A 15465-nucleotide genomic window follows, 5' to 3' on the forward strand; every position below is an offset into this window, starting at 1 on the left:
CTCCCTTTACACGTTTCGTTCCTTCAACAGCGCAAGCATTTCTTTTACAATTTCTTTCATTGCCAGCGTTGACATGACATGGTCTTCCGCATGCATAAGAAGCAACGTAAGATTTGTTTCTTCTCCACCCGCTTCTTTTTGAATGAGCTGAAAATGAACATCATGGGCGATGCTTAAGTCTTGCTCTGCTTCTTGAATCAGCCGCTCCGCTTCTCCGACCTGTCCGTTCCGGTATTCACGGATGGCTTGGACGATTTTGCTGCGGGCATTGCCGCTATGCAAAATCAACTGGAAAGCGACTTGTTCATTGGTGAGTTGATTGACATCGATTTTTTCCATCTTACTTGTCCCCCATCAATTTTAATGCCTGCTCATACACTTTTTTGCCATCCGCCATCCCATAAGCCACCATGTCAATGACATCGACTGGAATGCCGTATTTTTGCGCTTCTTTTTGCAATTCCCCTTTCAAAAAGCTCATTTGTGGACCAATAAGGACGACATCGGCTTTGGCCATCTCTTTTTTCGCCTGATCTTGACCGACCGCCCAAATCTCTGCCTCCTCACCGACGGATTTGGCATACTCCTGCATTTTCGTCACTAGCAAGCTTGTCGACATTCCAGAACTGCACGCCAATAAAATCCGTTTCATGGTTCATTCCTCCTCTTTGCATTGAGTAAAACAAATGATATCGTTTTCAATTTAAATTATATACATTTAATTTTATTTGTCTAGTCATTTAACAAAAAAGATTAATATTTTTAAACCAACCTTTTGATCCTGCAACAAAAAAAGCGCGCACGAATCTCTGTGCGCGCCAAACAACCATGCTCTTATGATTGGACAAACGCCACTGTGTTTACATCCTGTTGGCACACGGCCAGGCGGTTTTCCGCATGCTCTGCTTCCAAGCAGGGGATGCGTCCAAAATTCGAATCTGTCCGCACCCCTAGGAACGCCTCCGAAAATGCGCGTTCATTTGCCCTTTTAACATCCGCTCGCGCAGCTCTTTCGTCATCTCTTGACGGATTTCCCAAGTCGATACACCTTCCTCGCGTTGATTGGCAATTTTCATCAACTGCTCCACATCGGCGAATGAATATTTGCGGATGCCTTTCGAACGGTCAGGGAACACCAATTTCCGTTCCTCATAATAACGAATTTGCCGCTGCGACAGCCCGGTCAGTTCGCTGACGACACCGATCGAAATAACTTTTTTATATTTGTAATGATCCTCTTGTGGATGAGCAGTCATTTTCCTCACCTCTATACGTTACATTTTCTAACACAATTATACAAAAAATCATGGCACCTCGTTAACTTTTGTAAATAAAATTAACATATTTTTTAAATTTCCTGTAAATGAGCTTAACACATTCGCTGTACACTAAAGAAAAAGGTGGTATCGTAAAGGTAAAAACAGGGAGGGAGCGACATGGGGAAATGGATGCAACAGGCAGTAAAACAACAAAAACAGTTTTATATTAACCAACTGCTGCGAGTGGGTTTGACCGATGATCCAGCACAGCTGGAACACTGGACGATAGCGGAATTGCGCCGCGAATACGAACGATTCAGACCAATCTGGACCATGAAAGGAGGCCAGTTCCATGAACGAAAAAGCGCTCGAGCTGGCGAAACGCATCATTGAGCTCGATCTGCAACGCGATGCCATGTTTGAACAGCTGATCCAACTTGTTGGAAACCGGGCTGAGGAGCTGCTCCGTTTTTTCCAAAACCGACTTTAACGTAATTTCGGAAAGAAGTCTCCCACCTCAAGCATTAGCTAAATGGTGAGTAGTTCACGTCCGCTGCCCTCACCAAGCAACAGAGAAGACAATTGCCCGACTCCTCGGCCACCCGCCCAAAAGATCGTTTACTGTTTGCAACGAAGCGCCCACTCCTTCATCTGCACGCTTACGCCAACAGATAACGGATGATGTCACAGGAGAAACGATTCTGCTGATTAAGCCGCTGGCAAACGAACGAGCACCCCACAAGCAGAAGGTGCCCCAACACCACATCGTTAGGGGACACCTTCTCTGATGCTCGTTATTCGTTGACGGAAAGCGTTACGTCAATATTGCCGCGGACCGTTTTCGAATACGGGTAGATTTGATGGGCAGCATGCACCAGCTACTCAGCCGTTGTGCGATCAACACCTAGCACACACACTTCCTCTTTTCTCCTCTCTAGCAACCGCTCCTATTATCCAGAACGCTCAACCGTATCTTTTCCAAGAGGAACAGCCTCTGCCGCCCGTGTTTGTAAGCGGCGCGCCGTCAACATAGCACCCCCCAGAACAATGGCAAACAGCCAAAATCCATACGCCGAAGAACCGGTCCACTGCTTCATCACCCCGAGCACGTTCGGCAGCAAAAACCCTCCCAGTCCGCCAGCGGCGCCAATGATGCCCGTCAACAAGCCAACCTCTTTCGGAAACCACGTCGGAACAACTTGGAACAACGCACCGTTCGCCGCGCCAAAACAAAGGAAAAGAGCAACCATCAATCCGAACAGGACGAAAAGAGACGGCAATGTACCGATGCAAGCCAGCAACAAAGTCCCAGCGGCAAACATCAAGGAAAGAAGCCGCATTCCCCCGATCCGGTCGGCGATATAGCCGCCAATCGGCCGGATGAAACTGCCCGCAAACACGACGGCGGTGACGAAATCGCCGGCCGTGACTTTGCTGACGCCGTATTCATCAAAGAAGAAAATGCCCAAGTAACCCGTCAGCCCGACAAATCCGCCGAATGACAAGCTGTAGAAGAAACAAAACAGCCATGCTTCTTTTCGACGGAGAACGGCTCCGTATTCACGCAACGAAACGGGTTTCACCGCTGTTGGACATTCACGCGCCAGCCAAGCGAATAGAAAAAAGACAACAACTAGCGGGACGAGCGCCAATCCGAACACCGCGTTCCACCCATACGCCTCCGCCAGCCGCGGGCCAAACAGCGTTGCCAGCACCGTCCCGCTGTTTCCGGCCCCAGCGATCCCCATGGCCAGCCCTTGATATTCTTTCGGATACCAGCGGCTCGCAAGCGGCAACGCAACGGCAAAGCTGGCTCCGCCCACCCCTAATAAAAATCCGAGCGCATACACATCCGACATCCGGTCAGCGAACTGCCACCCCCACACAAGCGGCACAGCTGTCACCGCCATGCCAAGCAGACCAGCCCGCTTCCCGCCCCAGCGGTCGGCGAGCATCCCCATCGGAATGCGAAGCAGCGCCCCGCCCAACACGGGAATGGCGACCATCATCCCTTTTTCCGCCGGCGTGAGCGCAAACGACTCAGCGACAAATACACCAAGCGCGCCAAGCAAGTTCCAAATCATAAAGCTGATATCAAAATACAAAAACGACGATAAAAGCGTCGGCGCATGCCCGACGCGCCAAAACGATTTCCTCGCCATCTTCCCCCAACTCCCCCTTGGCACAGAATGTTCGTTATGCTAAAATGGAAATGAAAGCGATTTCTCCACCTACTTCCCGCCGTATTGCTGGGAAGTTTTTTTTCTGCATTCGTGATTCATTGAAAAATTCGGCGATTGACTAGACCCATCACCATAGCGTTCCCCGCTCGCGAACCTTGATGAGTGCGGTTTCCAACTGCTGATGAGAGGCAGAACGATGTTTGAATCTTGATGGCTAATTTCTCCCTAAATCGACCACCGGCCGCACCCGAGCTGCGCACCGCTTAAACGCCGGCATCCGGCAATGCGGATCCAACTCATCGGACGTAACGTTGTTGATTTGCCCGAGGCCGCTCCAGTGGAATGGGACAAAAATGGTATCCTCGCGAATTTGATCATTGTAACGGCTGCGGACGACCGCCGCACCGCGCCGCGTTTCAATGCGCACAAGCATCCCTGGGCCGATCCCGTATCGTTTGGCCGTCCTCGGGTGGATCTCGACGGTCGCCTCCGGCTGCCGCGCCGCCAGTGCTGGACTGCGCCGCGTCTGCGTTCCGCTCAAATAATGAACGAGCACCCGACCTGTCGTTAAGTAAAGCGGATACCATTCATCCGTCTCTTCTTTGTCCGTCCGAAACGACAAAACCGTAAACCTCGCCTTGCCATCTAGGTGAGCAAATCGATCCGTGAATAACCTTGGGGTGCCGAGATGCGAGACCTCCGGACACGGCCAGTAGATGCGTTCACGGCGCAGCCGATCATACGTCACACCGTAATAATCCGCTTTGCCGCCGCGGCTCGCCAGCCGCAGTTCGTTGAAAATCTCTTCGGCTGACGTGAAGGAAAAGCAGCGGCCTTTGCCGAGCTTGCGAGCGATATCACATAAAATTTCCCAATCGTGCTTCACCTCTCCCGGCCGTTTTCGCGCCGCCGGCCGAAAGCACACCCGTCCTTCGACGTTCGTCACCGTGCCTTCGTCTTCCAAATACGACGAAACAGGCAGCACGAGATCGGCCAGCTCGGCTGTTTCGGACAAAAACATATCGGCAACGACAAGAAACTTCAGTTTTTGCATCGCTTTGGCCACAAACGCCGCGTTCGGGCTGGAGACGACGGGATTCGATCCCATGACCAACAGCCCGGTAATCTCACCCGCATCGATTTTTTGCATCATTTCATACGCTGACACCCCCTTTCGCGGCAGCTCATCTGGCGAAATGCCCCATATGCCCGCAATATACCGGCGGTGTTCCAGATGCTCAATGCTTCGATAACCCGGCAGCTGATCGGCTTTTTGTCCATGTTCGCGGCCGCCATGTCCGTTTCCTTGCCCAGTGATCGATCCAAAACCCGAACCGGGCCGGCCGATTTTGCCTGTCGCCAATACGGCGTTAATCCATTGTCTGACCGCTGCATAGCCGTCCGCTTGCTGCTCCAAGCCGCGCGCCGTGAGCACGATCGCATCGGCCGCCTCCCCGTACTTTCGCGCCGCCAAGCGAATCTTCTCTTCCGGCACGTCAGTCAGCCGGACGATCTCATCCATCTCCACTGCTTCTATGTGCTGTTTCCATTCGGCAAACCCAACCGTCCGCTCGCGCACAAACGCTTCATCGATATATCCTTCGTCAAGCAGCACTTTCCCGATGCCGACGGCCAGCGCCGCATCCGTTCCGGGCTTGAGCGGCAGGTGCAGATCCGCCAACGCCGCCGTTTTCGTTTCCCGCGGATCCACCACGATGATAAAAGCGCCGTTCTTCTTCGCTTCATAAAAATACGGCATCAACGTCGGCTGGCATTCGGCGACATTGGTCCCAGCCAAAATGATCGTCTGGGCGAGTGGAATGTCGGAGAGCGGATTCGTCAACCCGCGGTCAAGACCAAACGCGTCGTTCATCGCGGCCGCGGCCGCCGACATGCAAAAACGGCCGTTGTAGTCGATGTGCCGCGTCTTGAGCGCCACGCGGGCAAATTTCCCGAGCAAATACGCCTCCTCGTTCGTCAAGGATCCGCCGCCGTAAACAGCAAACGCATCGACTCCATCTTCCTTCTGAATGGAGATGATTCGTTCCGCGATCAGCGAAAGCGCCTCCTCCCAACGGACCCGCACAAACCGGCCGTCCACTTTCGCAAGCGGAACCAACAGCCGTTCGGGATGCAAAGCGTGCTGGTGGGCGTTCATCCCCTTTAAACAAAGGCGGCCGTTGGACGTCGGGTTGTCGGTCGGGACCGCCTTGTAGCGGCGCCGCTCTACAATCCGCTCCTCCACCAGCTGAAGCGTGCACTGGACGCTGCAAAACGGACATTGCGTCGCGGCAGCCGTTTCTGACGCCCGTTCTTTTTCCTTGGCGCGAAAGTAGCGCAGCAATTCGTTCGTCATCGCCATTCCCCCGCTTCCTACAGCTCGACATATACCAAGCCGTCTTTCACCGCCGCGCGGTACGTTTTGACACACCCTTCATCCGGCGCCTGCACCCGGCCGTCTTTCAGGCAAATTTTCCAATCATGGAGCGGACAAAACACAAACTCGCCGCTCACAATACCTTGTGACAAATCGCCTCCTCGATGCGGACAGCGGTTTTCAACGGCAAATACTTGATCGTCACCCGTCCGGAACAACGCCAGCTCACGATTCCCGACCCGCACGCATTTTCCGAGCCGCTTCGGCAGCTGTTCCAATGTTCCCACTTCCACCTTCATCCTCTCTTCGTCCTCCCCCTGCATCGATGTCTGATCCTGTTTGGCCATTCCTTTACAAACTTTCATGAACAACAACGTAAAATCGTCGTTTCGCAAACGAAAACCTCGTTTCCGGCTGGACGATGGCCATCATTTCCCTCTCTTCGTTCCAGCATTGATCCTAACCCATGATCAATCCAGGCGGCGGAACATCAACTTTTTCCGCCCGCCGTCATCCCCCTTCATTCCACCGGCACCGGCTCTTTGTCGCCGATATCGCGGAACAACAGTTGCTGCAGTCTCTCGTTTTCGACGATGTCCCGCCACGGATCTGTTGTCGCGGAAAGAGCTTTATGAAGCCGCTCAAGCAGCGCGCGGCGCGTTTCCACATCGAACAACACTTCGCGGATATGCTCAAGCCCGACGCGCTCGACCCATTTGGACGTCCGTTCCAAATAATGCGCGGACTCGCGGTAATATTGCAAAAAAGCACCAGTCATCTCGATCACTTCGTCTTCCGTCTTGACCGTGCAAAGCAAGTCAGCTGCACGCAAATGGGTGCCGCCGTTGCCGCCGACATAAATCTCCCATCCGCCCTCGACGCCGACGACGCCGACATCTTTAATGCCCGATTCCGCACAGTTGCGCGGGCAGGCGGAGACGGCCATTTTCACTTTATGCGGCGTTTTCAGCCGCTCAAATGTTTGTTCCATCCGAATGCCAAGCCCGGTTGAATCTTGCGTGCCAAAGCGGCAAAACTGTTTGCCGACGCACGTTTTCACCGTCCGCAGCGCCTTGGCGTAGGCGTAGCCTGACGGCATGCCGAGATCGGCCCAAATGCGCGGCAAATCTTCTTTTTTCACCCCAAGCAAGTCAATGCGCTGCCCGCCGGTGATCTTAATCATCGGCACGTTGTATTTTTCCGCGACATCAGCGATGTTCCGCAGCTGTTCGGCTGTCGTCACCCCGCCATATATGCGCGGGACAACGGAGTACGTGCCGTCGGCCTGGATGTTGGCGTGCAGCCGCTCATTGACAAACAACGATTCCGCTTCTTCATCGTACTCGCCCGGATACAACATGCCCAGGTAATAATTGAGCGCCGGACGGCATTTCGAACACCCTTCCTCGTTTTTCCATCCCAATACGCTCATGACTTCTTTGACCGTCATCAACCGTCTTTGTTCGATGGCCTCGAGCACTTCCTCACGGCTTAAGTCCGTGCAGCCGCAGATCGTTTCTTTCACCGCATACCGATTCGCTTCCTCACCAAGCATATGCTCAAGCAGCTCGGCGACAAGCCCTTTGCATCCGCCGCACGAGCGAGACGCATTCGTATAGTCGCGCACCTCGGCGACCGTCTTAAGCCCGTGTTCGGCAATCGCCTGACAAATCGCGCCTTTTGTCACCCCGTTGCAACCGCAAACCACATCGGTGTCGGCCATCGCCGCCGCAAGGCTTCCCTTCCCGCCTAAAGCGGCTGGGGCAAACAGCGACAGCGAGAGCGCCTCAACCGAATCGCCGCGCTGGATCATATCGAACAGCTTTCGACCTTCGCTCGTGTCGCCAAACAGCACCGCCCCAACGATTTTCCCTTGGCGAACGACGACTTTCTTGTACACCGAGCGCGCTTCGTCATACAGTTTGATCGACTCCGTCCCTTCGCCATCCATAAATTCACCAGCCGAGAACACGTCGACACCGGACACTTTCAGCTGAGTCGCAACGACCGATCCTTCATACGGCTTTCCTTTTCGGCCGCAAATCGCTTGTGCCAGCACTTTCCCCTGCTCATAAAGCGGAGCGACGAGCCCATACACAACACCGCGATGTTCCGCGCATTCACCGACCGCGTAAATGTGCGGCACGCTCGTTTCCAAGTAGTCATTGACAACGATTCCTCGATTCACCTCAATGCCGCTTCTCCGCGCTAAATCAACATTCGGACGAATGCCGACCGCCATCACCACCAAGTCGGCGGCAATGGACGTACCGTCCTTAAACCGCACTCCTTCCACACGGCCGTTGCCGAACAATTCAGCCGTCTCTTTGCGAAGCAAAAAGTTCATTCCTTGTTTCTCCAGCTCCCGCTGCAGCAGCTTCGAAGCGGTCGGATCAAGCTGGCGTTCCATCAAATAGTCGAAAATATGGATGACATCGACATCCATCCCTAAGTGAAGCAACCCGCGCGCCGCCTCCAAGCCAAGCAGGCCGCCGCCGATGACCGCCGCTTTTTTGTATGTCTTCGCATATTCGATCATCCGCTCGCAATCTTGGATGTCACGAAACGCCGTCACCCCGGGCAAATCCGCCCCCGGCACCGGCAAGATAAACGGATTCGACCCTGTCGCGAAAATCAATTCATCGTATTCGACTACCCGCCCACGGTCGGTCCGGACAAGCCGCCGCTCGCTGTCGACTTCCGTCACCGTTTCGCCGACAAACAGCCGAATGCCGTTTCGTTCGTACCATTCCCAACTGTTCAACGTAATGTCATCAAGGCGCGTATCTCCTTGCAGCACCTTCGACAACAAAATGCGGTTATAGTTCGGATGCGGTTCGCTACCAAAAATCGTGATCTCAAACGCCTCGCGGTCAAGTTTCAAAATCTCCTCGATGCAGCGAACCCCCGCCATGCCGTTGCCGATTAACACGAGTTTTCGTTTCATATCGTCATCCCTCCATACTTCTTGTCATCGATGCAGCCAAAGCCGGATCGTCATCACCAGCATCTCCCATAATCCGACTGTTTTTGTTCGCATCACCCTCACATTCCCCCTTTGCCTTGGTTGTGCCCATCATATCACGTCAAAAACGAAGTGTGCATTTTTTATGTTAGATTATATAACATGATTTTAACAAAAAATATGAACGATCGCATAAAAATCAGAGGGAATATACGGTTTCACTACAATTGCGTAACTTTTTATAACATAAAAGATGCACAAAAAGCGGCCTCCCGGCTGATGGCGCGGAGGCCGCTTCTTATTGGAGGTTGCTCATTAGGGGATCATCAGTGAATCGGACGGGATTCCAGCAGTTCATCGATGATGCGCGCGTAGTGGTCAATTCGCCGCTCCAGCTCCTCCATCTGCCGCTCAAGGCGGGTGACGTATTGACGGAAGGTCATCGGAGCGCCGAATCGCTGTTCGAGCCGCTCTTCGATTTTCTGCCGCTCGCCGTGGACAGAGACGAAGATGCGCATCTCGCGGCCGAACACTTCGCGGACGGTTTCACTGATGAGTTCGCCGTATCTTGTTTGCAGCCATTCACATTGAATGTCGTTGAGGCATTCGATGATGAGCCAATCGTCATCCACCGTCGCCGACGTCGAGGCAAACCACGTGTCAAACGACGGCCCAGACAGCTTTTGCGCAAGCTTCGTTTTCACTTGTTCCCAAAGATGGTGCTCCTTCACACACTCACCCCCTTTCGTCTACTCGCCTGGCTGCCATACATGTTCGCGCAATTTCGCCCGAATGTCATCCGGAATCGGTTCAGGCCGCCCGGTGTCAAAATTGAAATTGACATACACCGACCGCCCTTTCGCGCAGACCACACCGTTTTGGTGGATTTCTTCATAAATCGTGAGGCTTGTGTTGCCGATGCGTTCAATGCCGGTATACACGGTCACATCTTGCCCATAATACATTTGGTTGACATAATCGACTTCCATACGGATGATCACCATCCGCCAACGTTTGAATGACAAGTCAGGTGTAAACAGCTTGAAAATTTCATGCCGCCCCGCTTCAAACCAAACGGGCACGGTCGTATTGTTAATATGGCCGACGCCGTCCGTCTCTGACACGCGCGGCGTAATGACAGTCGTAAACACGAACGCCCCTCCTCCACAAGAACTGGAATCGTCTTTTGTCGAATTTCGGCGGCTGATGTATATGTGTTCGCTCCACGATGTGGAAATTCCTGCTTCACCATCAAGAAAACATGAAAAACGTCGCCCCTTGAGCGGAAGGGGGATCCAACTTGAGAAGTGAGACCCTATTTCCAACAGCCAAAGAAAAAACAGGAGCCTGAACCAGCCCCTGTTTGTTTCTCCTCACCCTTTATCCGGTTCGACGATTGTCCCTGTAAACGCTGCTTGATAAATCGCGCGGATGTCGGCTTCCGAAAGCGGCATCGGGCTGCGGGCGAGCAGCCGTTTTTGCTGGACGGCGTCTTTCGTCAGACTTTCTAACGCGCTTTCCGGAATGCTAAAACCGCCGAGCGTCTTCGGGATGCCGACATCGGTGACGAGGCGCTCAAGCTCCTCGACGCAGCGGCGCGACGCCTCCTCCTCTGATAAAAAGCTTGAGTTGCCGCCAAGGGCGTTTAACATGTCCGCCATTCGTTTCGTGCAGCTTTGGCGAATGTAGCCCATCACATACGGCAAGAGCACGGCGTTCGATTCACCATGGGCGATATGAAACTGTCCGCCAAGCGGATAAGCGAGCGCATGCACGCCGGCCACCCCGGCGTTGAAAAACGCCAACCCAGCCAGGTAGCTGCCGTTCGCCATATCGGTGCGCGCCTGTTGGTCCGCTCCATGTTCCACCGCCTTGCGCAATGAGCGGGCAATGAGGCGCATCGCCTGAAGCGCCAAGCCGTCCGACGTCGGGCTCGCATTGACCGACACGTACGCCTCGACCGCATGGGTGAGCGCATCGATCCCAGTCGCCGCCGTCACCCGCGGCGGGACAGAAACAGTGAGTTGCGGGTCGACGATCGCCACATCGGCCAACAAATAGTCATGCGTCACGACGTCTTTCGTCGTTTCTAAGGACAATACGGAGATGTTCGTCACCTCCGACCCGGTGCCTGATGTCGTCGGAATCAATATTTTCGGCAATCCTTTTTTCTCAAGTGTTCTCGTTCCCGTCAAGTTTAAATAATCGGCGACCGAACCTTCATGCACGGCCAAAACAGCGGCCAGTTTCGCCAAATCCATCGCGCTGCCGCCGCCGACGCCGATGACAAGGTCAAACTCTCCGTCGCGGACAAACGCCACCGCCTTCTCCCCCGTTTCAAGCGGCGGCTCCGGCACAACATCCGTATATACATGCACGCTGCACCCTGCTTGCCGGAGCGGAGATGCCACTTGCTCGACGAGACCGAGTTTTTCAAGCGCTGGATCGGTGATCACCAACACGTGTTTTGCCCCAAGCCTTTTTACTTCTGGAACTAACTGGCCAAGCGCCCCCCAGCCGACATAGCTGAGCGGCGGAAAGACGATGCGGGATGCGGTCATCAATACTGCCCCTTTCTTTCATTCGTAGTATCCTTCTGTGGATTTGCGAAATTGGCTAAATTGTTCTGCATCATGACCAAACCAAATTTCAGAATTAGTTTCTTGAGCAATGCGGCGAATTCGTTCGACGGTATTCACATAGCCGAGCGAATCGTAAATAATACCGGGCGGCTTAACAGGAGGACCATAATTTTCCGCTGTGTAAATCGCGTCGGAGGCAAGGATTATTTTCCCCGTTTCCGCCAGTTCAACATGAAGGCCCAACATTCCCCAAGCATGACCACTTCCAAAGTTTAACACTCTTACCCCTTCTGCCAGCAAAATCTGATCCTCATGCCGTTTTACTGTCCGCCACTGCAAGTTGTTTTTAATCCATGCATCGATATCAGCCCAAATATAAGCTCCTTCTTTTTGGTTTCTCGCATAACATTGCAATGCACCGTTAAACTCGTCTTCATGGACAACAATCGTCGCATTCGTAAACATTTCCAAACATCCAGCATGGTCTAAATGCAAATGAGAAGCAACAACATAACGAATATCCTCTGGACGGACTCTTAACTGTTCTAACCGATTGTGCAAATAACATTCTTCACTGGCATTCCATGGGAACATTTGCTGGGTCGCTTCCGCCCATCTACCTTGAGGACCCATAGAATTCGGGTTACAGGCTGTATCGAACAAAATTTTTCCTTCCGGATGATCAATAAGAACCGTATAAATAGGAAACTCCACAAACTCCGTCTGTGCATTCGGATTGTGAATCGTCGCCGGATTGTGCATCGCAATCATCCAGTTCTTGTCCATCCTCATTCGTCCATTATCCATGACATACAACTTTGGGCGAGGTTTAACTATGTTTGTCATCATCTTTTCCTCCTCTATCATTATTTGATTAGGGGGTCTTGTCACCTTCCCCTGTTTTTTCATTTACGCAAGCAGTATGCCAACCCCCATAGCTGACGACATACACAAGTTATAACAATCCTTCTCTCTCCCTCCACAGGACTGGTGGAACGCGGACACCATCGGCCATTTGGCAGTCTTTCATCCGAAAAACGAGCTAAGGCATGTCTAATAAAAAGAACATAACCAAAAAGCAGTCGACTCAAATGTTTTATGACCCTACATTCATATTTCAACGAAAAAAATCACCATTGCAGAGAAGGAAAAGATGACAACTCTGTTGAAATAAGCATATTGTTACCGTTTTCACCAGTCGGTGATTATTTTCACCAATCGAAAAAAAGGGGGATTCTTATTGAATACCACGATGAATCAGGAATGGATGCAATCTCTTCTTTCCTCGTTTCATAACGGCGTCATCGTCATTGATCGATATAACCAGATTGTCTTTCTCAATGACGCAGCAAAACAACTGCTTCACCTCGAAGGAGAAGAGTGGAAAGGCAAAGACATCTTTGCCCTGTTGCCCGAAACAAAGCTCCCACATGTAGCCAAAACAGGGGAACGAATGATCGGGACAGAAGCGATCATTCACGGACGCACCTTTCTTGTCAATCGCACTCCTTTTTATGAAAACGGTGAATTAGCCGGTGCAGTTGCTGTTTTGCAAGATTTCAATGAAATCGAACATTACCGTCAACTTTCCAAACAAATGGAAACAATTATCGAATTCTCAACAGATGGCATCTATGTCGTTGACGGCAACGGCATAACGCTTATGGTCAACTCCGCTTATGAACAAATCACTGGATTTCGGCGTGAGGAGCTGATTGGCCGGCATATGGAGGAACTCGTTCGTGAAGGCTATTTCGATCAATCCGTATCTTTGCTCGTTTTAAAGCAAAAGCAACGTATTTCCATGTTGCAGACCATTGGCGGAAAAAAAGATGTCATCGTCACTGGAAATCCAGTATTCAACGAACAAGGAGACATCGAGATGGTGGTCACGAGCGTCCGCGACATCTCGGAACTGAACAAGCTGAAGCTTGAGTTGGAAAAAGCCAAAAGTTTTTCACAGCTCAACCAGCATCGTTATACGTTCTCCGTCGACAACCGTGAGGAGGCCATGATTTGCCGCAGCCCGGCCATGAAAACACTCATCGACAAAGTAATGCAAATCGCAGCCTACCCAACAACGGTGTTATTGACCGGCCCGTCCGGCGTCGGCAAAGAAGTGATCGCTAATTTGATCCATTATCTCAGCCCACGCAAAGACGCTCCCTTCATTAAAGTCAACTGCGCGGCGATTCCTGAATCGTTGCTTGAGTCAGAGCTGTTCGGCTATGAAAAAGGGGCGTTCACCGGCGCCCAAGCCGGCGGCAAAATCGGTTTGTTTGAACTTGCCGATGGCGGCACGATTTTGCTTGATGAAATTGGAGAAATGCCGCTTTCCTTGCAAGTGAAGCTGTTGCGCGTTCTTCAGGAAAAAAGAATACAGCGCATCGGCGGCCGTAAAGCGAAAGCGCTCGATGTCCGCGTCATTGCCGCCACCAACCAAGACCTTCAAAAGCAAATGGAAGCCGGCCTGTTTCGCGCCGACTTGTACTACCGGCTTCACGTCGTTGAACTGTACGTTCCACCGCTGTCCGAGCGCCCGCAGGACATCGAGCCGCTCCTTGACCATTATTTCAGCTTTTTCTGCGAACAATACCGCATTCCAAAGAAGCTGTCGCCAGCAGCCAAAGCGGTACTGGAGCGATACCATTGGCCCGGCAATGTCCGCGAATTAAAAAACCTAATGGAAAATTTAGTCGTCTCCGTTCCGTCCCGATGCATCGAACCCGATGACTTGCCGTCCCACATCCGCCGTCAAATGGAGTCACCGTCAGCATCGACGCTGAAAGAAAAAGTGGAACAGTACGAAAAACAGCTCGTGTTCGAAACGCTCGAAGCTGCCCCATCGCTCCGCAAAGCGGCTGAACAGCTCGGCATCGATCATTCGACATTAGTGAAAAAATTGCAGCGTTGGGGAATAGCGAAACGTCCGCGGCCGTAACCGACAAGCGCGGACGTTTCACTCATTTCCGCCAAGCTTCCTCGAGCTCCCTCTTCAGCTCTTCGACAAGCTCCGCGGCCGGAAGCTCCCGCGCCAGCCGATATCCCGTCCCGGCCCAAAGCGACATTCCCTCCGGGTCGCCCGCCTTGGCGGATGCGGCGCGCAGCGGCTTCGTCATATGGTGCACATGCGGATACGCCGCCGGCGCCAAGGCGCGATACTCCGCCATAAACCGGTTCACAAGCCCGCGCGCCGGCCGGCCGGTAAACGCCCTCGTCACGGCCGTCTCCACAAACCGCGGATCGGCAAGCGCCTGTTTATGAAGCGGGTGCGCCCCGCTTTCCGGGCAGCGCAAAAACGCCGTCCCGAGCTGCACCACGCTCGCCCCGGCTTTGAGCGCCGCCGCGATGCCGCGCCCATCCATGATCCCGCCCGCCGCCACAAGCGGAATCCGAACCGCCGCCCGCACTCGGGCCAGCAGCGGAAACAACTCAAGCGCCTCATCCTGTTCCGGATCGTTGCCAAACGACGCCCGATGCCCGCCCGCTTCCTCCCCTTGCACACAAAGCGCATTCGCCCCAGCTTCGGCTGCCATTTCAGCTTCCTCCACCGCCGTGACCGTCACGATCACAAACGATCCCGCCTTTTGCAAGGCAGCGATCACTTCTTTGTCCGGGCAACCAAATGTAAAGCTCACAACCGGCACTCGCTCCTCAAGAAGCACATCAAACTTCGCCTCCCAGTCGTCGTCATCCCATTTCGGCTCGCCGACTGACGCCCCAAGCCGCTCCGCCTCGGATTCGAGCACGGCGCGGTAGCGTTCGAGCGCCTTTTCATCCACTGTTTTATCCCCCGGCACAAACACATTCACCCCAAACGGCCGGTCCGTCAACGTCCGCAGCTTGTGAATTTCCTTCCTCATGGCCTCCGCTGTCTTGTACCCGCCGGCCAAAAAACCAAGCCCTCCGGCGTTCGACACCGCCGCCGCCAGTTTAGGCGTCGACACTCCGCCAGCCATCGGGGCTTGGATGATCGGGATGGGAAGTGTAGAGAACATACGTATCTCCCTTCTTTCGGCTAAAACCGTTTTGCCCCTCTCCTATTTTTTCGCGCTTCGTGCTCGGATTTCCTCCCCCTTTGTCGAATCAATCTTTACGC

At 53.1% G+C, this 15465-nt stretch carries 15 protein-coding genes; 3 read left to right on the forward strand and 12 right to left on the reverse strand.

What is annotated here, in order from left to right; all coding sequences use genetic code 11:
* Positions 1 to 6 precede the first annotated feature (6 nt).
* From DI44_RS07445 to DI44_RS07435, 3 genes are all read right to left on the reverse strand, one after another.
* Positions 7 to 339 carry a PTS lactose/cellobiose transporter subunit IIA gene (locus DI44_RS07445; RefSeq protein WP_020279317.1) on the reverse strand — a complete coding sequence of 111 codons (333 nt, stop codon included), beginning with the start codon at positions 337 to 339 and terminating at the stop codon, positions 7 to 9.
* A 1-nt stretch (position 340) separates the two neighbouring features.
* Positions 341 to 652 (reverse strand): PTS sugar transporter subunit IIB, encoded by a 312-nt coding sequence (locus tag DI44_RS07440; RefSeq protein WP_013145220.1) that lies wholly within the window; start codon positions 650 to 652, stop codon positions 341 to 343.
* A 298-nt stretch (positions 653 to 950) separates the two neighbouring features.
* A complete protein-coding gene (locus DI44_RS07435) occupies positions 951 to 1256 on the reverse strand; it encodes a MerR family transcriptional regulator (RefSeq protein WP_011231350.1) in 306 nt (101 codons plus the stop codon).
* Positions 1257 to 1436: 180 nt separating this feature from the next.
* On the opposite strand from DI44_RS07435, the gene DI44_RS18100 reads away from it, so the two are divergent.
* Both DI44_RS18100 and DI44_RS19200 read left to right on the forward strand, forming a co-directional pair.
* Positions 1437 to 1652 carry a Fur-regulated basic protein FbpA gene (locus DI44_RS18100; RefSeq protein WP_071880186.1) on the forward strand — a complete coding sequence of 72 codons (216 nt, stop codon included), beginning with the start codon at positions 1437 to 1439 and terminating at the stop codon, positions 1650 to 1652.
* The gene (locus DI44_RS19200; RefSeq protein ID WP_165570902.1) at positions 1612 to 1749 is read left to right on the forward strand and encodes a hypothetical protein; all 138 of its coding nucleotides are present in this window, start codon (positions 1612 to 1614) and stop codon (positions 1747 to 1749) included. Before DI44_RS18100 ends, DI44_RS19200 begins: the two co-directional genes overlap by 41 nt.
* A gap of 460 nt (positions 1750 to 2209) precedes the next feature.
* Here DI44_RS19200 and DI44_RS07430 read toward each other — a convergent pair whose 3' ends face one another.
* The 8 genes from DI44_RS07430 to DI44_RS07395 all read right to left on the reverse strand — a co-directional run bounded on the left by DI44_RS07430 (position 2210) and on the right by DI44_RS07395 (position 12212).
* On the reverse strand, positions 2210 to 3421 hold the full coding sequence (locus DI44_RS07430; RefSeq protein ID WP_033025478.1) for a nitrate/nitrite transporter: 1212 nt from the start codon (positions 3419 to 3421) through the stop codon (positions 2210 to 2212).
* A gap of 235 nt (positions 3422 to 3656) precedes the next feature.
* A complete protein-coding gene (locus tag DI44_RS07425; protein ID WP_033025480.1) occupies positions 3657 to 5804 on the reverse strand; it encodes a nitrate reductase in 2148 nt (715 codons plus the stop codon).
* Between the two features lie 11 nt (positions 5805 to 5815).
* The gene (nirD, locus tag DI44_RS07420; RefSeq protein WP_033008815.1) at positions 5816 to 6118 is read right to left on the reverse strand and encodes a nitrite reductase small subunit NirD; all 303 of its coding nucleotides are present in this window, start codon (positions 6116 to 6118) and stop codon (positions 5816 to 5818) included.
* A gap of 221 nt (positions 6119 to 6339) precedes the next feature.
* On the reverse strand, positions 6340 to 8766 hold the full coding sequence (nirB, locus tag DI44_RS07415; RefSeq protein WP_033025481.1) for a nitrite reductase large subunit NirB: 2427 nt from the start codon (positions 8764 to 8766) through the stop codon (positions 6340 to 6342).
* Between the two features lie 344 nt (positions 8767 to 9110).
* Positions 9111 to 9515 (reverse strand): DnaA N-terminal domain-containing protein, encoded by a 405-nt coding sequence (locus DI44_RS07410; protein WP_025950747.1) that lies wholly within the window; start codon positions 9513 to 9515, stop codon positions 9111 to 9113.
* Between the two features lie 18 nt (positions 9516 to 9533).
* Complete coding sequence (locus DI44_RS07405) at positions 9534 to 9935, reverse strand: thioesterase family protein (protein WP_011231360.1); 402 nt, start codon at positions 9933 to 9935, stop codon at positions 9534 to 9536.
* Positions 9936 to 10157: 222 nt separating this feature from the next.
* Positions 10158 to 11345: an iron-containing alcohol dehydrogenase gene (locus DI44_RS07400; RefSeq protein WP_033025482.1), complete on the reverse strand. Its 1188-nt coding sequence runs from the start codon at positions 11343 to 11345 to the stop codon at positions 10158 to 10160.
* Positions 11346 to 11363: 18 nt separating this feature from the next.
* Positions 11364 to 12212, reverse strand: coding sequence for an N-acyl homoserine lactonase family protein (locus tag DI44_RS07395; protein WP_033025506.1), 849 nt, complete (start codon positions 12210 to 12212; stop codon positions 11364 to 11366).
* A 394-nt stretch (positions 12213 to 12606) separates the two neighbouring features.
* Here DI44_RS07395 and DI44_RS07390 point away from each other — a divergent pair, with 394 nt between their 5' ends.
* A complete protein-coding gene (locus DI44_RS07390; protein WP_081823183.1) occupies positions 12607 to 14307 on the forward strand; it encodes a sigma 54-interacting transcriptional regulator in 1701 nt (566 codons plus the stop codon).
* A 22-nt stretch (positions 14308 to 14329) separates the two neighbouring features.
* Here DI44_RS07390 and DI44_RS07385 read toward each other — a convergent pair whose 3' ends face one another.
* Complete coding sequence (locus DI44_RS07385; protein WP_033025483.1) at positions 14330 to 15364, reverse strand: nitronate monooxygenase; 1035 nt, start codon at positions 15362 to 15364, stop codon at positions 14330 to 14332.
* Positions 15365 to 15465: the final 101 nt, after the last annotated feature.

It is taken from the genome of Geobacillus sp. CAMR5420 (assembly GCF_000691465.1).
Lineage (GTDB): Bacteria > Bacillota > Bacilli > Bacillales > Anoxybacillaceae > Geobacillus > Geobacillus thermoleovorans.